The 20,638-nt window shown below is 68.2% G+C and carries 21 protein-coding genes and 2 pseudogenes; 13 read left to right on the top strand and 10 right to left on the bottom strand.

Annotation, left to right across the window (positions count from 1 at the left end):
- Positions 1–20 precede the first annotated feature (20 nt).
- Genes ACXAID_RS15125 through ACXAID_RS15115 form a run of 3 tightly spaced genes read right to left on the bottom strand, consistent with a single transcriptional unit; the run spans position 21 to position 5,786 of the window.
- Positions 21–3,224 (bottom strand): hypothetical protein, encoded by a 3,204-nt coding sequence (locus ACXAID_RS15125; protein WP_475023024.1) that lies wholly within the window; start codon positions 3,222–3,224, stop codon positions 21–23.
- The gene (locus tag ACXAID_RS15120) at positions 3,221–4,456 is read right to left on the bottom strand and encodes a polysaccharide pyruvyl transferase family protein (RefSeq protein ID WP_475023023.1); all 1,236 of its coding nucleotides are present in this window, start codon (positions 4,454–4,456) and stop codon (positions 3,221–3,223) included. Before ACXAID_RS15120 ends, ACXAID_RS15125 begins: the two co-directional genes overlap by 4 nt.
- A gap of 1 nt (position 4,457) precedes the next feature.
- Positions 4,458–5,786 carry an oligosaccharide flippase family protein gene (locus ACXAID_RS15115; RefSeq protein ID WP_475023022.1) on the bottom strand — a complete coding sequence of 443 codons (1,329 nt, stop codon included), beginning with the start codon at positions 5,784–5,786 and terminating at the stop codon, positions 4,458–4,460.
- Between the two features lie 195 nt (positions 5,787–5,981).
- On the opposite strand from ACXAID_RS15115, the gene ACXAID_RS15110 reads away from it, so the two are divergent.
- The 7 genes from ACXAID_RS15110 to ACXAID_RS15080 all read left to right on the top strand — a co-directional run bounded on the left by ACXAID_RS15110 (position 5,982) and on the right by ACXAID_RS15080 (position 10,528).
- Positions 5,982–6,770, top strand: a complete 789-nt coding sequence (locus ACXAID_RS15110) for a dolichyl-phosphate beta-glucosyltransferase (protein ID WP_475023021.1) — start codon at positions 5,982–5,984, stop codon at positions 6,768–6,770.
- A gap of 11 nt (positions 6,771–6,781) precedes the next feature.
- Entirely contained in the window at positions 6,782–7,960 is a 1,179-nt protein-coding gene (locus ACXAID_RS15105) for a glycosyltransferase (RefSeq protein WP_475023020.1), read from the top strand.
- A 253-nt stretch (positions 7,961–8,213) separates the two neighbouring features.
- Complete coding sequence (locus ACXAID_RS15100; RefSeq protein ID WP_475023019.1) at positions 8,214–8,516, top strand: STAS domain-containing protein; 303 nt, start codon at positions 8,214–8,216, stop codon at positions 8,514–8,516.
- Entirely contained in the window at positions 8,513–8,884 is a 372-nt protein-coding gene (locus ACXAID_RS15095) for an STAS domain-containing protein (RefSeq protein WP_475023018.1), read from the top strand. The genes ACXAID_RS15100 and ACXAID_RS15095 overlap by 4 nt, the downstream gene beginning before the upstream one ends.
- Complete coding sequence (locus tag ACXAID_RS15090; RefSeq protein WP_475023017.1) at positions 8,881–9,660, top strand: endonuclease/exonuclease/phosphatase family protein; 780 nt, start codon at positions 8,881–8,883, stop codon at positions 9,658–9,660. Before ACXAID_RS15095 ends, ACXAID_RS15090 begins: the two co-directional genes overlap by 4 nt.
- Before the next feature lie 7 nt (positions 9,661–9,667).
- Complete coding sequence (locus ACXAID_RS15085) at positions 9,668–9,790, top strand: hypothetical protein (protein WP_475023016.1); 123 nt, start codon at positions 9,668–9,670, stop codon at positions 9,788–9,790.
- A gap of 57 nt (positions 9,791–9,847) precedes the next feature.
- Positions 9,848–10,528 carry a response regulator transcription factor gene (locus ACXAID_RS15080; RefSeq protein WP_475023015.1) on the top strand — a complete coding sequence of 227 codons (681 nt, stop codon included), beginning with the start codon at positions 9,848–9,850 and terminating at the stop codon, positions 10,526–10,528.
- Between the two features lie 12 nt (positions 10,529–10,540).
- Here the strand turns inward: ACXAID_RS15080 and ACXAID_RS15075 are convergent, their stop codons facing one another.
- From ACXAID_RS15075 to ACXAID_RS15050, 6 genes and pseudogenes are all read right to left on the bottom strand, one after another.
- Positions 10,541–11,200, bottom strand: coding sequence for an ATP-binding protein (locus ACXAID_RS15075; RefSeq protein ID WP_475023014.1), 660 nt, complete (start codon positions 11,198–11,200; stop codon positions 10,541–10,543).
- On the bottom strand, positions 11,197–11,733 hold the full coding sequence (locus tag ACXAID_RS15070) for a heme NO-binding domain-containing protein (RefSeq protein ID WP_475023013.1): 537 nt from the start codon (positions 11,731–11,733) through the stop codon (positions 11,197–11,199). Before ACXAID_RS15070 ends, ACXAID_RS15075 begins: the two co-directional genes overlap by 4 nt.
- Positions 11,730–14,498 carry an ATP-binding protein gene (locus ACXAID_RS15065; protein ID WP_475023012.1) on the bottom strand — a complete coding sequence of 923 codons (2,769 nt, stop codon included), beginning with the start codon at positions 14,496–14,498 and terminating at the stop codon, positions 11,730–11,732. The genes ACXAID_RS15070 and ACXAID_RS15065 overlap by 4 nt, the downstream gene beginning before the upstream one ends.
- Before the next feature lie 86 nt (positions 14,499–14,584).
- Positions 14,585–14,728 (bottom strand): hypothetical protein, encoded by a 144-nt coding sequence (locus ACXAID_RS15060; protein WP_475023031.1) that lies wholly within the window; start codon positions 14,726–14,728, stop codon positions 14,585–14,587.
- 175 nt (positions 14,729–14,903) lie between these two features.
- A pseudogene (locus tag ACXAID_RS15055) lies at positions 14,904–15,358 on the bottom strand (SDR family NAD(P)-dependent oxidoreductase); the annotation flags it as partial.
- Positions 15,355–16,845 carry a flavin-containing monooxygenase gene (locus tag ACXAID_RS15050; protein WP_475023011.1) on the bottom strand — a complete coding sequence of 497 codons (1,491 nt, stop codon included), beginning with the start codon at positions 16,843–16,845 and terminating at the stop codon, positions 15,355–15,357. The gene ACXAID_RS15050 and the pseudogene ACXAID_RS15055, both read right to left, overlap by 4 nt.
- 133 nt (positions 16,846–16,978) lie before the next feature.
- On the opposite strand from ACXAID_RS15050, the gene ACXAID_RS15045 reads away from it, so the two are divergent.
- From ACXAID_RS15045 to ACXAID_RS15025, 5 genes are all read left to right on the top strand, one after another.
- The gene (locus ACXAID_RS15045) at positions 16,979–18,229 is read left to right on the top strand and encodes a PucR family transcriptional regulator (RefSeq protein ID WP_475023010.1); all 1,251 of its coding nucleotides are present in this window, start codon (positions 16,979–16,981) and stop codon (positions 18,227–18,229) included.
- A gap of 72 nt (positions 18,230–18,301) precedes the next feature.
- The gene (locus ACXAID_RS15040) at positions 18,302–18,670 is read left to right on the top strand and encodes a hypothetical protein (protein WP_475023009.1); all 369 of its coding nucleotides are present in this window, start codon (positions 18,302–18,304) and stop codon (positions 18,668–18,670) included.
- An 89-nt stretch (positions 18,671–18,759) separates the two neighbouring features.
- Positions 18,760–19,335: a hypothetical protein gene (locus tag ACXAID_RS15035; protein WP_475023008.1), complete on the top strand. Its 576-nt coding sequence runs from the start codon at positions 18,760–18,762 to the stop codon at positions 19,333–19,335.
- A gap of 39 nt (positions 19,336–19,374) precedes the next feature.
- Positions 19,375–19,587, top strand: a complete 213-nt coding sequence (locus ACXAID_RS15030; protein WP_475023007.1) for a hypothetical protein — start codon at positions 19,375–19,377, stop codon at positions 19,585–19,587.
- Positions 19,588–19,592: 5 nt separating this feature from the next.
- On the top strand, positions 19,593–19,718 hold the full coding sequence (locus tag ACXAID_RS15025) for a hypothetical protein (RefSeq protein ID WP_475023006.1): 126 nt from the start codon (positions 19,593–19,595) through the stop codon (positions 19,716–19,718).
- Positions 19,719–19,798: 80 nt separating this feature from the next.
- Here the strand turns inward: ACXAID_RS15025 and ACXAID_RS15020 are convergent, their stop codons facing one another.
- A complete protein-coding gene (locus ACXAID_RS15020) occupies positions 19,799–20,089 on the bottom strand; it encodes a WhiB family transcriptional regulator (RefSeq protein WP_152515838.1) in 291 nt (96 codons plus the stop codon).
- A 395-nt stretch (positions 20,090–20,484) separates the two neighbouring features.
- Here ACXAID_RS15020 and ACXAID_RS15015 point away from each other — a divergent pair.
- A pseudogene (locus tag ACXAID_RS15015) lies at positions 20,485–20,638 on the top strand (hypothetical protein); the annotation flags it as partial.

The following is a 20,638-nucleotide window of genomic DNA, read 5'->3' as shown; positions in this document are numbered from 1 at the left end:
CCCTCACGCGGCGGTCGCGGTCACTCGTCCGGATCGCGCCGGATGTGCCGGCGGATCACCGCGGCAGCGGCGAGCAGCAGCAGGATCGTCGCGGCGAGGTGCAGCCACCTTCCGCCGATCCCGCCAGGCTCGGCCGTCTTGAGATCATCCATGCCGCCGAGCAACTCCAGGAGTTGCTCCAGCGTCGGGCCCTCGTTCACCTCACCTCCGACCGGATCGGCCGACTGCACCCCGGAACGGACGTCCGAACGTTGAGAACAGTTCAGGTCATTCACGTTTTCCACCACGTTGACCGACGGCGGCAGGCTCATCGACTGGTACTCGTCCTCCGGAACGAGCAGCAGCCCCTCAAGCAGCATCGGGTTCTCGTCGAGCTTGTCGATCGCCACGGTGTAGGAGCCGGCGTCGGCGGTGACCGTCCCGAGGTCGAAGTAGGCGTAGCGCAGGTTCACCGGGATGAGCTCATTCGGGAGGAGTTGCGAAAGCTGCGAAACCGAAAGCGGATCAACTGATGTGGGTTCACGATTCGGGTCGTACACGACCTTCTTGCCGAAGTACTGCAGCGCCTCGGGCGGTGAACGAAGTTCGAGTCTGTTGTCCAGACCGAGCGTCTTGGACCGCACCTCGACGTCGTTGCCGGTCGCCGCGGCGCGCATCAGCACCCGATAGCGACCGGCCGCGGGAACGCGGACCGGAACCTTGACCTCGGTTGCTCTGGGCAGCCCGGTGAACGAACCGGACAGGGTGCCGAAGATGCCGGGGGTCACCACCTCGGTGCGGTTGAACTTGGTGAACGAGAACATCAGAAAGAGCCGGAACATCGGCGACAGGTAGTAGGCCGAGGTGACCACGTCGGAGTTGAACGCGTTGCCGTTGGGAGTCGGGGCGAAGAAGCTGCCAGGGTGGTCGACCGACCAGATGTCCAGCGCCGCCTCCTGCGGATTCGCGGTGATGAGCTCCACCGGATCTCCGCTCTCGGTGCCTGCGAAATCCGAAATATATTGGAAGTCATAGCAACGGCTCAGGTCGAGGCGGTCGAAGACGGTGTTCAGGAATCCATTCCAGGAGGTGTCGAACAGCAGCACCGGCCGGTCCGGCGGAGCCGGGTCGTCGAGTCGATACAGGACGAAACTGTCGTTCTCGTAGAGCTGGGCCACGTGCCCGGGAACCGCCTCGATCCCTTCCCTGAGGTAGGCCTCGATGTCGGGCAGGTATTCGGCGCCGACTCCGCGGTTGTTCTCCACCTGCTTGTTCAGCACGACGTACTCCAGGCCCATGTCGCGGGCGATGTCGACCCACCAGTCCTGCTTGTAGTAGAGCGCCCGCAGCAGCAGGAAGAACTCGAACTTGTTCTTCTTGTCGCCGGTCAGGCCGTAGTAGAAGCTCGGCTGGTCCAGGTAGTAGATGTAGAACTTGTCGATGAACTTGTGCGGCACCTCGTCGGGGCCCACCACCAGCTTGGCCGTCTCGGTGGGCGGAAGCACCACCGTCTTGCCCTTGGGCAGTTTCACCAGTTCGTTCTTCAGATCCCTCAGGTCGCCTACCGGGTAGGCGGACAGAAAGTCGTCGAAGTCGCCTGTGGTGTAGGCCGATCGGTAGCTCTCGTTGGACAGCAGCGGGGCGAACAGGGCCAGACTCATCACGACGGTGAGCGCGACCGGAGCCGTGGCCCACCTGCGCCATCGAAAACGGTTCGCAGCAGTGGCACGAGCCTCGGCTCGGCGTCCGATGACGCGAAGCGCCCACGCGATCGGAAGCGCCAGCAACAACGGTCCCAGCATGAACAGGATCAGCTGGAAGCGGTGCGGAAACCGCAGAACCTGAACGATCGTGGACGCCAGCGTCATCGCGGCATCGCCGGCGGTGGGGTTGAGCTCGGCGACCGAACGGGTCAGTGCGGCGATGGAGCGGTGGAAGGTCGGGAACCAGGCCGGGTCGCCGTAACCGACTGTGGCCCAGACCGCGAACGTGACGTTGACATAGATGACGCCGAAAAGCTGGCGCTGCGGGCGGCCGGTGAGCAGGGTGCGGCGCACCGCCGGCACGGCGATGGGAACGAGGATCAACAGGGTGTAGACGATGTTGGAGACCCTGGGAACCTTCGCCAGGTAGTCGCCGAAGTTGATCTTGTCCATGATTCCGGCCAGGTCCCAGGACAGGATGTGCACCAGCGACACCGACGCATCGCGGATGAAGTAGTAGTCGCCCGGCACCGTCTCGGAGAGCTCGCCGACGCCGCGCAGGGCAACGAACTTCACGAAGACGGCGTACGGGATGAGGGCGAAGACCAGCAGTGCGGCCAGTGCCCACCCGCACTTCATGGTCGTCGTGGCGTTCGCCTTCACCAGCAGCGCACGGATTCTGGCTCGTCGGCCCGCTGACCCCACGAAGCCGCGAAGCTGGGCCCACCGGGTGCGCAGCGGCACCCGCAGCGCCCGTCTGAGCCCCGTCAGCGCCCCGGAGCGGACGAACTTGGCCATCTCGCCGATCACCAGCGTCACCACGGCCAGCCCCAGGAACAGCGCGAACAGAACCAGGTAGTGCACAGCCGGATTGAGTAGCGTCACCAGGCATGCGGCGATCATCCGGCGGCCCCAGCGGGCCTGCCGGAACAACAGCGCGTCCATCATCAGGAAAGCGCTGATAGTCATCAGACACAGACCGAGCACCAGCGTGTAGAAGTGGGTGACCTTGGCGTAGATCATGATCATGTAGATCAGCGCCGTCGGTGCCCCCACCGACAGGTACACCGTCGTCGCCGGCAGAGCGGGGAAAGCCCGTCGCATGAACCACGCGGTGCTCAGGTACGCGGCGCTGACGATCGTGGGGAGCACGAGCAACACCGCGAACGGCAGCACCATGTAGTGCCGCAGCCAGGTGGTCAGAAACGAGTATCGGACCCTGAACTCGTAACCGTTGGTCAGCTCGTTGAACTCGCCGAGGGCCTGCTCGAACAGCTGGCTGCTGGGGTTGAAGAACGGCACCAGTTCGTCGCCGACGAGGACCCGGTCGCCGGAGAGGATGTCCGGTATCGCGGCGGCGACATCGCGGAACACGATGAGGCTTGCGACGTAGTACAGCGCGCACACCGCCAGCGCGATGCGCTGGTAGGCGAAGCCGTCTGTGCTGAACGGGGATCGGTGCCGGCCGGCCGGTGGGGTGTCGCGCGCACCCGCCGTCCCGGCGGCGGAGACACCCTCGGACGGCTCGGCGGCGATCGTCACGTGCTGAGCAGCTCCCAGGACCGTGCCGGGGCCGCCACCCAGGCTCGGGCGGCCGCGAATCCGGCGGCCGCCTCACGCCGCCTACCTGCCGCGACCGCGGCGACCCGGTCGCGTTCCGGCCCGGTTTCGTCAGCGGTGCGCAGGATCGCTGCGGCCAGCGCCTCCGGCTCGAGGCCGGCCGAAACGTCGAACGACCGGTCCTGGATTCCGAGCTGGTCGGCCAGTTCGCGGACCTTGACGTCGTAGGGCAGGGCGACGACCGGGCAGCCGAGGACGACCGCAAGGACCAGGGCGTGCAGCCGTTCGCTGACGACGACATCGCACCCAGCGATGATCGAGGCGACCTCCCGGTGGTCGGTGGGTGCGTGGATGTGTGTGGGAGCGTCGAGCCGTCCGAACACGTCCTCGAGCATCTCGAGATCGGTTCCACGTTTGAAGCCGCACTGCATCGGCAGCGCGTGGAACTCGACGTCGCGGGTTCGGGCGACGTCGTTCAGAGCGGCGACGAGCCGGTCCAGGAACCGATCCCACTCATCGGCGACGTCGACGTCCTTGTTCAGGTTCACCGCGATCCGCAGCCGATCGGTTCCGGTGGCGGAATCCGTTTGCCCGCAAAGGGAATCGGGATCGCGCGCCCAGACGGCATCGGGCACCAGGCGCAGCTTGTGGGACGGACAACCGACCGAGGAGGCGAAGCGATACGAGCCCGCGTCGCGCACCGAGATCAGCCAGACCAGTCGCAGGATGGCCCGCACCAGCACCCGGCCGAACGTCGACTGCACCGGCCCGATGCCGACATTGGCCATCAGCACCGGTTTGGCGGCCAGCCGGGCCAGCGCCACCACCCCGAGGACCATGACCAGCGTCGAATACCTCCACCTGCCGACCGAACGGTAGAGCTCCTTGAGGATGTTGCCGCCGCCGAACACGACGACATCGCAGCGCCACAGGTTGCGCAGCAGCCCGAGGCGGTCTGCGCCGGTGTCGAACACCGTCACCTCGAAACGGTCCGACAGCTGTTCGGTTGTCGTTTGCGGGTCATAGGAATTGACCGCGTACGTGTTGTCGGTACCGAGCTCGGTGAGGAAGGTGTCGAGGAGGAGTTCGTCGCCGACGTTGGCCTGGCCGTGGGTGCCGAGGAACAGGACGCGGCGTCGCTGCTGCTGCGGTGCGGGGTGGCCGGGGTGTGCGGACGTGACCGACCGAAGCCCGTTGCGTGACGTGGCGGCCATCTCATCGACCTCCGTGCTCGTCGGCGGGATCCGCCGGCCCGCAGCTTTGCCGGTGGGACCGATTGTCGCAGAGGTGGGCCCCGGTGACCAGCACCGTTGTCACCGCCATCGCGACGACCTGGGCGACCACCATCGCCATCGGGGTGGTGCCGTAGACGACCAGCAGCAGTGTTTGCAGTGCGGCACCCAGCAGCAGGGCTGCAGGTGCCAGCCAGCGTCCGCTGGCGAGGTCGACGCTGGCGACCAGGTTGGCCACGGTGAACAGGGCGGTCGCTATCGCGTACGGCACCAGTAGATCGACGGCGTCTCCGTAGTCGGGGCCGAGCAGCAGCGGGGCGAGTCGGCCGCCCAGGATCGCCAGCCCGACGACACCTGCCACGCTGGTGGCCGTGACCATCGCCAGCGCCCGGATCAGTGCGTTGCGTCGCTCGCCGGCGGTGGTGGCCCGCGCGACGATCGGAAAGGTGCTCTGCACGATCGCCCAGGACAGGAAGTACAGCGCCCGTCCGATGATCGCGGCCCCGGCATACGTGCCCGCCGCCTGGGGATCCATCACCGCCTTGGCCAGCACGACGTCCCCGTTGGCGATCACGACCTGCCCCACCAGCAGAATCGTGGCGGCCACCGAAACGGTGGCCAGTCCGCCCTGCTCGGCGCGGGACGGGCGCTGCTCGCCGTGCCCCTGCCCGGTGGCGTCCACGACCCGGTGGTGGGCGACGACCGCCGAGGCCACGAACGACAGTGAGATCGCCACGGCGGCCCCGACCACGCCGAATCCGAGCGCGAGCAGCGCCACGGCGATCCCGACCCGCGTTGCGGCTTCGGCGGCGTAGCTACTCGCCAGACGACCCAGCCGTAGGTCGCCCTGCAGGCCGCCGCGCATGACCGCCTGCGCCAGGTAGATGGGCAGGCCGGCCCCGATCACGACGAACACCAACGGTGTGGAGGTGCTGAAGAGCTCGGCCAGAGCCGACGAACCCAGCACCAGCCCGACTGCGAGGCCGGTTCCGACGCCCCATGCCCAGCGCATCAGGCGGCGGCGCGCCTCGATCCCGGCCGGACCGCCGATCGCGCTGTTGCGGGCCGACAACAGCTGAAGCGTGGCCGCGGCCGCGGCGGCCGCCAGCACCAGGTTGATCGCCAGGTTGGCGTCGCCGAACTGCGCGGGCGTGAGGAAACGGGCCAGCAGCAGGTTGAGCAGGTAGTTCGCCGCGCTCACGCCGAGAATGGTCACGGTGAGGATCAACGCGCCGTTCACCTGCTGGCGCGCGGCGCTCGGTTCTGTTCGGCGCTCGCGGTGCGCGGCGACGGATTGTTCGGTGATGGTCACGTCACTGATGATCGGGCCGGGTCTTCAAGCGAGTCCGCTACGCAAGTTCAAGAATCGGTCAAGGTTCGGGCGCTGAGCCGTCGACCGCGAGCTGCACGACGGCCGCCGGGAAACTTGAGAACTTCTTGACGTTCGGCCCGGGGGCATCTTGAAGCGTCGTTCCTACGTTCATTCCAGGACGAAAGGACGCACCCGATGACCTATTCCGATTTCCTTGCCTGGCGAGACACCGAACTTCCCGTGACGCCCGATGTCTCGGTGGTGATCCCGGCGTTCGACGAATACGACCGGATCGTGCCGACGATCGGTGCGATCGCCGCCCACCTGTGCTCCTCGGGGCTTCCCTGGGAGCTGATCGTGTCCGACGACGGCAGCACCGACGGCACCGTCGACCTGGTGAGGTCACTGGGGCTGGCCAACGTCCGGGTTCTCGAACCCGGGGTCAACCGTGGCAAGGGCGCGGCAGTCCGGGAAGGCGTGACCGCGGCCAGGGGCAGGTACGTGTTGTTCAGCGATGCCGACATGTCCACCCCCATCGAGGAATTCGACCGGCTCCTCGGTGCCGTCGAGCAGGGGGTCGGTGTGGCGGTGGCCTCCAGAGCAGCCGAGGGAGCCGACGAACGCGGCCGGGGCAGGCTTCGCAGCGTTATCAGCGCAAGCCTGCGTGGTGGCGTCCGCAAGGTCACCGGGGTCCGGGTCAAGGACACCCAGTGCGGTTTCAAGTTGTTCACCCGCGAAGCGGCCCAAGCCCTGTTCGGGGCCTCGCGCGTCGACGGCTTCTCCTTCGATCTGGAGATCCTCTGGCTGGCCCAGCGGTGGGACATCGACATCGAGGAGATCCCGGTGAACTGGTTCGAGGCGCCGGGCTCGAAGGTCAACCCGGGTCGCGAATCGCTGCGCTTCCTGCGTGATGTCGCGGCGTTGCGGTATCGCAGCCTGTGCGGTCACTACGCTGCGACGCGCGTCGCCGGCCTGGCGGCATGAGGAGGGTGGACATGACGACGAACCGGGGACTGCGGGTCGGCCTGGTCACCGCCTACCCGCCGAGCCAGACGACGCTGAACGAGTACGGCTACCACCTGGCCCGTCACCTGGCGGCCAAACCCGAGGTCGGCGAGCTGACGATCCTGCACGACGAAACCGAGCAGCCGGTCACCGACCTGCCCGAAGGGGCGAGGGCGGTGCCGGCCTGGCGGTACGGGTCGCTACACAACCCGATCAGGATCGCCAGGGCGGTGCGCTCGTCCGGCGTCGACGTGGTGCTGGTGAACGCCCACTTCACCAGCTTCGGTGCCGGCAAGGTGGCCGCCGCCGTCGGGCTGATGTTGCCGCTGATCCTGCGCGTGACCGGGACGCCGTCGGTGGTTCTGCTGCACAACCTGGTCGACACGGTCGACCTCGAGCAGGCCGGGTTCTCGTCGAACCCGGTGCTCACCAAGGTGCTGTCCTTCCTGGGCAGGTTGGTGACCCGGATGGTCCTGGTCGCAGACAAGGTTTGCGTGACGATGCCCCAGTACGTGGATGTGCTGCGAGACTCCTACGGCGCCCGCAACGTCTACCTGGCCCCGCACGGGAGCTTCGAGGAACCCGATCCCATCGAGCGCGCGCCCGGCGCCGCGCCGTCGCTGCTGGCTTTCGGCAAGTGGGGCACCTACAAGAAGGTCGAGGTGCTCCTCGATGCCCATTCGATCCTGCGCTCGCGCGGGATCGAGGCCGAGGTCGTCATCGCCGGCACGGACAGCCACAACGCCCTCGGATACCTCGACGGCGTCAAGGACAAGTACCGCGGTCTGGCCGGCGTCACCTTCACCGGTTACGTCGCCGAGGAAGATGTGCCCGCGGTGTTCGGCGCCGCACACGTCGCCGTCTTCCCGTATACGAGCACGACGGGCTCCTCGGGGGTCCTGCACCAGGCCGGTTCGTACGGTTGCGCGGTCGTGCTGCCCGATATCGGCGACCTCGCCGGGGTGGTGCGTGACGAAGGGTTCGAGGCCGTCACGTTTGAGGCCGGCGACGCCGAAGACCTTGCCGCGGCGCTGCAGACGCTTCTCGCCGACCCCGCCGCCATGGCGGCGATGGGGGAGGCCAACAGGGCCGCGGCGTGTGGCATCCCGCTGGCGGATGTGGCCGACTGGCACCTGGCCCATCTCGAGGATGTCTACGACAGAACCTGATCTCGGCCACCCGTGGCGGGCGAGCGCAGTGCGCACGCCCGCCACTGCTGTATCGGGCGAGCTGCCCGCCGGCCGACGGCGGCGGCTCGATTTCTTGAGCTGATCCTGAGATTGCGCACCCCATTGCCTTGCATCTGCGTCCCTACCTTGAGTGATGAGGCCGATGAGCGGCCCACCGAACAATCAACCGGAATCACGCGACAAGAGGTGAAGCAGAATGACAACGTCGATGTCAGTCGTCGAGCGGCCAACGATGTCCGCCCCGAGGGGCGTTCACAAGATCGTCCTGCCGCATCGCTTCGACGTGCACGAGGTCCCGCAGTTCGATGCGGCGACCGCCGTGCAGGTCACGGCCGGCACCGTGGTGGTGGTCGACGCGTCAGAGGTCCGATACCTGGATCAGGCCGGAATGGACGCGCTGATCGGCCTGAGGTTGCGGTGCATCGACGACGGCGGCGACCTCGTCCTCACCGAGCCGAGCGTCGCGGCACGCGTCATCCTCGAGTTGTCCGGGCGCTACGACGCCCTCAACCCGATCGAGGAGGTCGCGGCGTGAGCGTCACGATCCTCCGACCGCACCCGGTCGTCGGTGCCGTCGAGGCGATGAGGCTCAGGGACAGCTTCACGCTGGCCGTCGAGAACGGCACCAGCGGTGTCATCGTCGATCTCAGCGGTGTGCAACAGCTCTCAGCAGCGGGCCTGGCAGCCGTCACCAACAGTGTCGCGCGTGGCAGGAGGGCCGGCTTGGAGGTCCGGGTGTTGTTGCCCGAGGAAGGTTCGGAGGCCTACCGCATCATCGACCAGGCCGCCCTCGCGCGGTTCCTCCGCCCCGGGGGCAGGTGGAACGCCGCCCCGATCGCGCAGCCCGGCGTGATGGACATGTCACGGGGCCGCACCCTCGCCCTGGTGGCGGCAGCGCCATGAGCGGCGGGCACGACGAGCTGATCTCGATCGCGAGCCTCAACGCGCACTTCGGCCTCGACAGCGACGGTGATCCCTTCGACGTCGTCGGCGCCTGCCTGTCTCTGGACGCGGAGGTGATCGCCCTGCAGGAGGTCTTCTGGCCGGATGGGGGCGGGGGGTGGCTGCAGGATCTGCTCAGTGAGGGTTACCAGCTGGTGGAGCTCCCGCTGGCGCGGGCAGGGCTGGAACCGACCCCGGACATCCGTCGGGCCCCGGCGAAGAACACCGGGTGGTGGGGGCTCGCCGTCGCCAGCCGGCTGCCGCTCGGGAACTCGGTGTCGATCGACCTGGGCCGGACGCCACTGGACCCGGCCGGACACCGCTCGGCCTTGCGTGTCGAGGTGAACGCCGGCCACGCGGAGCCGATCTCGGTGACGAACGTGCATGCAACCCACCTCTTTCCGCTCGCACCGCTGCAACACCGCCGCCTTGCCAGGGTGCTGCGCGGGTCCAGTCGATCCGTTGTGTGCGGAGACTTCAACCTCTGGGGTCCGCTTGCCGGGCTGGGCTTTCAGGGCTGGCAGCGGCCCGTGCGGGGGCGCAGCTACCCGGCACACCGGCCCCACAGTCAGATCGACCACCTGTTCGCCACGACCGACCTGCGAGTCGAGCAGGCCGAGGTGCTCGGCGAAGTCGGTTCCGACCACCGCCCGATACGGGCGCGGGTGGGGACCGGATCGCGCCGCGAGAGCTGCCTGTCGACCGGACCGAACAACAAATCGAACAGCAAGGAGTGAAACCGATATGGACGCCAACCTTCTCGCCACCTTCCGCAGCACCCGTCGCCTGCGCCGAACCGCCTGGGGCACCAGGGAGCCGGTGTATCCGCGGCGCCCGGCGGCCCAGCCCAACGGACAGGCCCGCTGAACGATCGGGGTCGCCGATATGCCCCGAAGCGGCCGACGATGTGTGCACACTGAGGGTGTGCGGGTACTGATCGTCGAAGATTCACCGGAAGTGGTGGAGACGTTGCGCGCGGTGTTGGTCGGCGACGGCCACGAGGTGGCGGTCGCCGACAACGGGCGGGCCGGCCTCGACCTCGCCGCCTCGTTCGAGCCCGAGATCGTCCTGCTCGACGTGGTGCTGCCCGAGGTCGACGGACTGGAGGTCTGCAGGCGGCTGCGGGCGTTCTCGGACGCCCACGTCATGATGCTCACGTCGAAGGACCATGAAGTCGACCGCGTCGTCGGGTTGTCGATGGGCGCCGACGACTACGTCACCAAGCCGTTCTACCCCAGGGAGGTGTCGGCTCGCATCAGCGCCGTGGGCAGACGGGTGCGCGCCCCGAAGGCCGATCCCGCTGTGCGCGAGCGGGTATTCGGTGATCTGCGGATCGAACCCGACGCCCGCCGGGTGACGGTGGGCGGTACCGAGGTGGTCCTCACCAAGAAGGAATTCGACCTGCTCGACGCGATCACCGCCCGCCCCAAGGTGGTCCACACCCGCGAGATGCTCAGGGATGCGATCTGGGGCGCCGACTGGTTCGGCGATGATCATGTCGTCGACGTGCACATGGGAAACCTGCGCAAGAAGATCGACCGGGCCGGCAGCGGCAGCCGGATCGAGACCGTTCGGGGCGTCGGGTTTCGGCTCGCGAGCAACTGAACGCCGCCGACCTCAACGGATCTGCAGGCCGGTGGGTCCGACGGAGAGGTGCAATTCGATCACCGGCTCCGACGATTCCACCCTGTCGCGGATCAGACCCAGCACCTGTTCGCCGACGTCGTCTCCGGCGTCGGCATCGACCAGGCCCGCGGGTGTTTCGACATCGACGATCAGCAACCTGCCCGAACGGGCGGCCTCCTGGTGCCAGCGGGCTTCGTGAGCGGAAACGATCTGTGCCAGTGGGATCGGACGGGCCGATCCCGCGCCCGCCTTCGCGCCATCGGTGGTCGCCATGCACGCCGCATCGTCCATCGCGGCCTGCATCTCGGAGAGCAGGTTGCGCAGATCCTGTAGTTGGCGTGCCTCGACCGGCTCGCCCTCCGACAGCGATTCGGCCAGGAAGAACAACGCCGTCAGCGATGTGCGGAGGCTGTGGGACATGGTGGACAGACAGCGTTCTCGTTCGGAGACCGCTGCGGAGGCGGTTCGGCGCGCCGCTTCCAGCTCAGCGGTCCGCAGCGCGAGCTTCTCCTCCAGCTGCGCACGGAGCTCCCAGCGGTCCGATGCGACCTGCTCGGCGATGGCCTCTGCCTGCAGCCGCGCCGACTTCTCCCGGGCGGCACGCCGCTCGAGGCGTTCGACGGCGGCGGTCAGGTCGCTGATCTCGCTCACGGTGCGGCAGTGATCCGGATCGTGCAGCGGGGGTCGCCGCGTTGTTTGCAGCTGGGCTGGTCCACGGTGACGGTCTCGCCGTAGTGATCGGCGACCCCGTGGATCAGCCCCTCGGCGAGCATGCACATGCTGCGCACCGAAAGATAGTCCAACTCGAGGCTGTCTCCGTTGTCGCGCAGGGCGAATCGTGGCACCGAAGCCCCGGGATAGAGCTTGAGCACCTGGGGGTGAATGAGTTCGTTGACCGTGGGCAGGAATTCCCGCAGCGACGTCGGGCTGTCCAGGAACCCGGAGTACCGCGACATCAGCGGTTCGAAGGTCAGCCGTCCCAGGATCCGCAGCACATCATCGAATGACGCACCCAGACGATCGGCGGCGGCCCGCGCCAACGAAACGAGTTCGGTGTCCGGGTAGTTACCGAGGGCCGTGTAGGCGCCGTCGAGTTCGCATGCGGTCAGCAGCTCATCCCACAGGGCCTCGCCCCACTCCCGAGAGACCGCCTCCTCGACGGCGTTGAACAACACACCTTTCATGGAGCACCTCCCTGGTCCACCCGTTGCCCAAGCTTCGCATGCAGGCGAGCGACGGAGGTCTCGATCAGGTGATTGAGCTGTGCTTCGGAAACGTTGGCAACGGGGTCGGTGGCCTCCTCGATCACCCTGAGTTGTTCGGCCAACGCCGCCGCGCCGAGCATTGCGCTGGGGGAGCGGATGGCGTGCGCGCTGCGCCGCACGGCGTCGGCGTCGCTTTCGGCCGCGACCCTGAGCAGTTCGCCCAGACGCCGGGGCATCTCCGCCACGAAGGCGGCGGCGACCTTCTGCATCGGGATCGCGCCGAGCTCGTCGAGCATCCGGTCCACACGGGCCTCGTCGAGGACGGGGGCGTCGGAATCGTCCTGGCCGGAACCGCTCACCGCCACTCGTTCAACGCCGTTCACCGCGCCTGAGCCGACGAGGCGGCCGATCTCCTCGCTGAGTTCGGACAGTCGCAGCGGCTTGCTGAGGAAGCCGTCCATTCCGGCCCGTTCGCATGCGTCGCGGTTGGACCCCAATGCCGACGCGGTGAGCGCCACAACGGGAAGGTGATCGCCGGTGCCGCGCTCGCTGGCCCTAATCCGGCGGGTCGCCTCGTATCCGTCCATGACCGGCATGTTGCAGTCCATCAGCACTGCGGCGAATCGTTCCGATTCCAGGCGCTCCAGGGCCTGAGCCCCGTCGCCTGCGACCTCGCAGCGGTATCCGAGCTTCTGTAGTTGGGCCTGCACGAGCAATTGGTTCGTCGGGTTGTCGTCGACGACGAGGATGGTCTTGTCCGACCCGGTTTCGGCGGGCGAGGAGTCCTCGCCGGCGGCCGGCTCGGGTGGCTGTGTCTCCGGCAGCGGGATTGCGAAGTGGAACGTCGACCCGTGGCCTTCGAGGCTGGCGACGGCCAGGCCGGCACCGCCCATGGCCTTGATGAGCCGGTCGGTGATCGGCAGACCCAGGCCGCTGCCCCGATCGGCGTCGGAACTCCACACCTGAGCGAAGGGTTCCATGATGCGATCGATCTCCTCGGCCGGGATCCCCGGTCCGGTGTCGGTGACCGCGAAGCGGACCAGATCGTCGCCCGCGGTGTCGGCTGCCGGGGAGACCTCCACGTCGACCCGGCCTTCGCGGGTGAACTTGGTGGCGTTGGACACGAGGTTGCCCAGTACCTGGTGCAGCCTGTCGGCATCTCCGACCCGCCAGTCTGCGATGGTCGGGTCGACCGAGTAGTTGAGTTTCAGGCCTTTTGCTTCGGCCTTGAGCCTGGAGAGCTGGACCACCTGGTCGACCGAGAGGCGAAGCTGGAACGGCTCGGCGGCGATCTTCGCCCTGCCGGCGTCCAGGCGGGAAAGATCGAGGAGATCCTCGATGAGCCGGGACAGCCGCTCCGCCTCGGTGCGGACTCTGCGGGACCACTCGGCCGCCTCGTTGCGGCCTTCGGCGGCCAGCTGGTCCTCGAGTAGTTCGGCGAAACCGAGAATGGCGTGTATCGGCGAGCGGATCTCGTGGCTGACGGTGGCGACGTAGTCGGACTTGTCTCCAGCCAGCCCGATGGCGAAGTCCAGCGCTCGTTGCAGCTCCTGCTCCACCTCGACCTGGGTGTCGATGAGGCGCAGCGCGACGATGATCCCGTCGGTGCCGCCGGCGGGATCGATGTACGGCTTGCCGTGGCCCTCGACCCAGCGATAGTTCCCGTCGGCGGTCGCCAGGCGAAAGCGCTCGACCGCCGGCTTCCCTTCGGCGTTCTTGGCCAAGGCGCCGAAGATGGTCTCGAGATCATCTTGGTGGATGAGGGGAAGGAAATCGGCGCCGATCCATCGCTCCACGGGCCAGCCGAATGCGGCTTCGGCCGACGGGGAGATCCACACCGGTTCGGTGTCGCGCAGGTGCACGACGACGTCGACGGCGTTATCGGCGAGCAGGCGATAGCGTTCCACCGCTTCGGCGCGTTGGCGTTCGGCCTCGGCCCGTTCCCGGGTCTGAACCAGTTGGTCGAGCATCACTCGTTGGACGCGCCGGCTGATGACGAAGAACGGCATTCCCAGAATGAGGGTGGCCAGGGTGACCGACAGGACCCAGACTTCGTCGCCGCGCAGGCCGAACGCGAGCAGCACCAGACGCCAGATCGCCACCCAGATCGGAACGAGAAGGAAGGTCACCACCAACCGCACCAGCATCCTGCGGTCGGGTCGCGCCGTCAGCCAGGCCACCGGCTGACGGTCCGGGCGGGCGGCGATGGCGGCGTCGACGAGGAGCACGATGGCCACCGCGGTGGAGGCGTTCATTCCGATCGACGGTGCGCGGCTGAGCATCTCGGCGGCATCGAACAGGTAGGTGACCAGCGCGCCGAGGGGAAGGACCGAGGCGGTGACGATGCCGACCGGCCAGGCTGTCCCGACCCACCGGCGCTCCAGCCGCAGTGCGGCCACGGCTGCCGACAGGGCCAGGACCGACAGCGCCGTCTGACCGCTGGGATGGCCGGGCCAGGTTTGCTGGGCGAGGGGCATGGCGAGGAATGCCGCCGCCAGGGTGGCCGCCGCGGCGGCCAGGCATCGTCCGGCCCACACCCGGCCGCGAGAGGGCCGCCCCGCCTGCAGCAGGATCGCGAATCCCACCGCGGCCAGCAGTACTGCGCTCCACGGCGACACGTGCGGCATCGGCAGGCCGCCGGTCGAATGCCGCCCCAGCCAGCCGAGCACGATGATCGCCAGCACCGTCGCCACGGCGCCGCGAATCCACCAGATCAACGGTTCGTCAGCGTCGGTCCCCGCCACCCGAATCACCCCTCAGCGATTGGAGCGTACTCGGCGATCGTCGGGGTGGCGGCTCGTTTGCCGGAGAAGCGTTGGCGCCGCGGTCTTCAGCGCGGGGCCAGTGCCGCGGGCAGCACCCTCCCGAAGAACCGGTTCACCAGCTTCGGATAGCTGCCGGGCAGCAGCCGGACCAGGATGTCGACGGCCCTGGCGTCGTTGCCGACCAGGACCCGCGGCTTCTTCGCGGCCACCCCGTCGAGGATGATCCGGGCAGCCGGCGGGCGGCATCGTGAGCAGTTTGTCGTTGTAGCGCTCCAGGACCTCGCGGTCCCGCTGCCCGGCGGTGCCGGCGCGCTGCACCTCGTCGAAGGCGGCGGTGACGATGTTGGTCTTCACCGCGAACTTGGTGATGCAGTAGCTGCTCAGCCCGGGCTGGGCCATGTAGCCGTTGAGGCTGGACACGTTCACCAGGCGTCCGTCGCCGGAGTCGATCAGGTGGGGCAGAAATGCCTTGGTGCCGTGGATGACTCCCCACAGGTTCACGTTGATGATGCGTTCGAACTCGGCGTGGGGGTTTCGAGCACGGTGTCGGCGATCCCGGCGATGCCGGCGTTGTTGTAGAGCTGGTGCACCACGCCGTAGTGGGCGGCGACCTCTTCGGCGTATCTCTCCACGGCGTCGCGGTCGGCCACGTCGAGCGCTTCGATGTGCACCTGGGTGCCGTGGCCGGCCAGCTCGGCCGCGACGCCGCGTACCGCGGTCTCGTTGACGTCGCTGAGCGCGAGCCGGGCTCCGCGCCGGGACAACTCGCCGGCCAGCGCAGCCCCGATTCCGGAGCCGGCGCCGGCGACGACGGCGACCTTTCCGGCGAACGGGTTCACGGAGCGACCGCCAGCTCCCCGGCGGAGTCGGGTGCGACGACCTTGTCGAAGTGCAGGTGCGGGTCCTCGACGGAGTCGGCACGCAGCAGCTTCACGTCGGCCTGGAAATTCATCGACGTCAGCCACGGCTCGGCGGCCCCCTGCCGGGGCAGCTGGTCGACCGCACGCTGGATGTAGCCGGCCGCGAAGTCCAGCAGCGGACGGGTCGGCATGTCCGGGTCGGCCAGTTCGGCGCGGCACACGTTGTACCCGGCGGCGTCCATGTGGTTGAGCAGCCGGCAGAAGTGCTCGCAGAGCAGGCCGATCTTGAGCGTCCAGCTCGAGTTGGTGTAGCCGATCGCGAACGCGAAGTTCGGCACGCCGGAGAGCATCATGCCCTTGTAGGCCACGGTGTCGGGAAGGTCGACGGGTACGCCGTCGACCGTCAGTGAGATCCCGCCGAAGGCCTGCACATTCAGGCCGGTGGCGGTGACGATGATGTCGGCGTCGAGATGCTCGCCGGACTCCAGCTCGATGCCGGTCTCGGTGAACGTCGCGATGGTGTCGGTGACCACCGACGCTCGACCGGAGCTGATCGCGGTGAACAGGTCGCCGTCGGGCACCATGCACAGCCGCTGGTCCCACGGGTTGTAGGTCGGGTTGAAGTGCACGTCGACCGGATAGCCCTCGGGCAGCAGGCGGGCGTTGAGGTGGCGCAGGATCGTGCGCGCGGCACGCGGATGGCGCTGACAGAACGACCAGATGAAGCGCTGCTGGGCGATGTTCTTGCGGCGGGTGAGTGCGTATCCGCGCTCGGGGCCGAGCACCCGCTGCAGGGTGTTGGCGACGACGTCGCGGCCCGGCAGCGGCAGCACATAGCTGGGTGAGCGCTGCAGCATGGTGACGTGGCCGGCCTCGTCGGCCATCGCGGGCACCAGGGTGACCGCGGTGGCGCCGCTGCCGATCACGACGACCTTCTTGCCGGCGTAGTCGAGGTCCTCGGGCCAGTGCTGCGGGTGCACGATCTGTCCGGTGAAACGCTCGCGCCCCTCGAAGCGGGGCGTGTAGCCCTCGTCGTAGCGGTAGTAGCCACCGGCGCAGAACAGCCAGTTGGCGCTGATCTGGAAGCGCTCGCCGGTGTCGGCGCGCTCGACGTCGACGACCCAGCGTGCGGTCTGGCTCGACCAGGAGGCGCCGAGAACCTTGTGCTGCAGCCGGATGGCCCGGTCGATGCCGTTCTCGGTTGCGGCCTCGCGCAGGTAGGCCAGGATCTTGTCGGCGCTGGCGATGGCGTCCTCGTCGCGCCACGGCTTGAACTCGTAGCCGAAGGTGTGCAGGTCGGAGTCCGAGCGGATGCCGGGGTAGCGGAACAGGTCCCAGGTGCCGCCGGTGGCGTCGCGGGCCTCCAGGATCGCGTACGAGGCGGTGGGAACCTCGCGCGACAGGTAGTAGGCGGCGCCGATGCCGGAGATGCCGGCCCCGATGATGAGGACGTCGATGTGTTCCATCGGTGGTGCTCCCTCGCAGAAATGGATGACTGGAATCCAGGGTGAGGCAGTGTGGACACCCAGCCAAGGGCGCAAACGCCCAATTCATGCGTCATGCTGGTGCACTGTGCATCACTGGTTCTAGTCTGGGGCTGTGCAGTGGGCTGAGCCGTCACCGCGGGTTCGCGAGCTGATCCGCCGGGGTGCCGAGATCGGGCTGGCGGTCAGCCCCGGATGGCTCGAGGAACTCGACCGCGCCACCCTGGCGGCCAATCCGGAGATCGCCGAGGATCCCGAACTGGCGGCGTCCTCCAGCCGCACCAACCGCTCGAATCTGATGCACTGGGTGTCGGCAAACGTCCGCGACCCCGGCGCCCCGGTACCCGCCAACCTCGGTCCCGAACCGCTGAGCACGGCCCGCGACATGGTGCGACGCGGCCTCGACGAGCGCGCCCTGGACGCCTACCGGGTCGGGCAGAGCGTCGCGTGGCGCCGGTGGATGCAGATCGCGTTCGACCTGACCGACGATTCCGCCGAACTGCGCGAGCTTCTCGACGTCACCGCGGCGTCGATCGCGGCGTTCATCGACGCCACCCTGGCCGGAATCGAGGACCAGATGCGCCGGGAGCGCGACGAACTCACCGCCGGGGCGCACGCCGAGCGGCGCGAGGTCGTCGCGCTGATCCTCGACGGCGCCCCGATCGCGCGGCAGCGGGCCGAACAGCGGCTCGGCTACCGCCTGGACCGGCGGCACACCGCGGCGGTGATCTGGTCGGAGGACCTCGACACCGATGCCCGGCGGCTCGACCACGTCGCCGAGGCGCTCGGGCGCGCCGCCCGCACCCGGCCGTTGAGCATCCTGGCCAGCACCGCCACCCGGTGGGTGTGGATCGCCGCCGCCGACTGGGACGACGAAGCACTGCGGGCCGCGGTCGCGCCGAACCCCGACATCCGCGTGGCGCTGGGGCCGCCCTCGGACGGCATGGACGGATTCCGGCGCAGCCACCTCGACGCGCTCACCACCCAGAGGATGCTCTCCCGGCTGCGCTCGGCCCGGCAGATCGCGCGGTTCAGCGATGTGGAACTGGTGGCGCTGGTCAGTGCGGACGCCGAGCACACCGACCAGTTCCTGCGTCGCACCCTGGGCGGGCTGCTCGGCGCCGACGCCGACCTACAGCACACGACGCTGACCTACATCAACGAGCAGTGCAACGCCGCGCGCACCGCCGAGGTGTTGTTCACCCATCGCAACACGGTGCTGCGCAGGATCGCCCGCGCGCAGGATCTGCTTCCCGAACCGCTGGAGCGGTCGAGCGTGCGCGTCGCCGTCGCTCTGGAAGTGCTCGGCTGGAAACAGGGGCCGCCGAGTCGTGGCGGGGCCGACACCCGAGCCGGCCGATCTTGATGGCGATATCCGCCGTGCCGGCCGGTGCGGAGGAATACGCTGGGCGGTGGAACGACTGGACGAAGAGGACCGATGTTTCCCATGCTTGTGCGTCGCGCGACCGCCGGGTTCGTAGCCTGTGTGGTCGCCGTCGCTGTGGCGGCGCCGGCCGGCGCTGAGCCGATGGACCCGATCCCGGGGAACGGCTTCTTCCTCGTCGGGCCCGATGTCGCGCCGGGCCTGTACCGCACCGGCGGGTCGGCGTCACCGTTCGGGGTGTGGATCAACGATGTGCCGACCCAGGAGTCGATGTGCGCGTGGTTCACCTACAGCACCCCCGACGCGAACAAGGACAACGTCGTCGCGACGAACATGTCCATCGGCCCGATGTTCGCCAACATCAACTCCGAGGTGAAGGCCTTCGAGTCGCGGAACTGCCAGTCCTGGGCTCGCGTCACCTGAGCGATCGGGGCACAAAGTCTCTAGCCGGTGCCCGCAGCCGGGCGGAGGCTCGAATACAGAAGTAGCCCGCTCGTGAAGCAGGAACCGTCATGGCAACACCGATGAGTCGTCGCGCAGCACTGGCCGCACTCGGCGCGCTGGCGGTGGGCACCGCGGTCGGGGTCGGGCACCGGTGGCGCAGCGGCACGGCCGGCACCGATGCCGCGGTACGACTGACGCAGGGGCCCGGCGGAATGATGGGCGTCGGCCCGGCCGACATGCGGGTCTACATGGAGATGTTCCGGCGGCACACGGAGATCAACCGCTCCGTCGAGGACATCCCAGGTGGGGTTCGCACCATCACCGAGTCCGACGATCCGGGGCTGGCCGCGCAGCTGCAGGCACATGTCTCGAACATGTACACCCGCCTGGATCAGCGGCAGGAGGTGGCGTGCATGAGCTCGAGCCTGCCGACGCTGTTCGCCGGCGCCGACGGCTACCAGCGCCGACTCATCATGACTCCCACCGGCGTCATCGCCGAGGAAACCGCGCAGGACCCGGTGATCGTGCAGGCCATCCGCGACCACGCCCTCGAGGTCACCGGATTCGTCCGCGACGGAATGCCGGCGATGATGCGGCCGATGATGGGGCCGGGAGCAATGAGGCCGGGACACCACGGCCGCTGAATCGGGCGGGGCCGCGGGATCCTGACATGATCTCCAACCATGGCAATGGAGTGGGTCGCCCACGTCGCGACGGCGACGGTCGGCGTGGCCGGCATCGTCGGAACATGGCTCACGGCCAACCGGGGACTGGCGCACGAGCGACGCCTGGCGACCGAAGCCCGACAGCAGCAGCGGCTGGAGAACGCCCACGTCGACCTGCTGGACGTCGCCGAGCGGGTCGGCCACTGGGCGCAACTGGCCTGGACAACGTGATCCGGGTGTCCTCCGGCGACGCGGCCGAGGCCAGGAGAACCTTCGACGGCCTGCGCACCCGGGAGCGGGATGCCCGCGAAGCGCTCGGTGAGCGGGTGGCCGTCGACCTGGGACACCGGCCCGGACGGTGACCCGGTGGACGGGGCCGGACATGCGACACCCCGGCCGCAATCGACGGCCGGGGTGTGGCTCAGGTTCTGTTGGAGGAGGGTCAGGCGGTGCGGCGAATGCCCCGCTTGAGCAGCAGCTCGCGCTCGGATTCGCTGAGGCCGCCCCAGATGCCGTAGGGCTCGCCCACGGCCAGTGCGTGGGTGCGGCACTGGGTGATCACCGGGCAACGCCGGCACATCTCTTTGGCGCGCATCTCACGCTGCGCCCGGGCGCGGCCACGCTCGCCGTCCGGGTGGAAGAACATGGCTGAATCGACGCCCCGGCAAAGGCCCTGCATCTGCCAATCCCAGATGTCGGCGTTCGGTCCGGGTAGCTGCTGCGGCTGTGGCACTTGGAAAACCCCTCTCTACACACCCAATTCGCATACCCACTGGATGCGTGAGTCGTGGAACAGATCCGAGCACAGTCGCCGATGACCACTCGTGCACACAACGTAGAAGGGCTTCGGAATTGCCGTCAATACTCTCGGTGTGTGCGGAACCGCATATCGGCAGCCGGAAAATTTACATCGCGTTCATCGTCGTGACGCGCACGCAGCGAGTTCAGTGCTAGTCGCCAATTGCCGCGCAGGCGACCGCCGCCGTTTCTGCTGATCAGTTCACGCCGTGTCACTCGGGCATTTACGGCAGGTCAGAAGGCGGTTGACATGTCTGTAACACGGCATCCATGAACTGTTAACTAATGTGATTCTGGAAAACCATTCGAATTGGTAGCCTCGCTCGGCAAATGGGTACCGCTGCGGCATCTGGCATTGCTGAACTGGCCGAGGTGGCGTTCGGCAGCAACCCCGCCGGCTGGCCGCTGCCGCCCGCCGACGGTCCGTCGGAACTGTGGCTCCGCGCGGTCGCGGCCGGCGGGCAGGGCCGCTACGGCAGCGCGC

Source organism: Mycobacterium sp. ABE4_509 (genome assembly GCF_056160785.1).
Note: the sequence above shows the minus strand (reverse complement) of the source record. Positions and strands in the feature narration are given on the sequence as shown.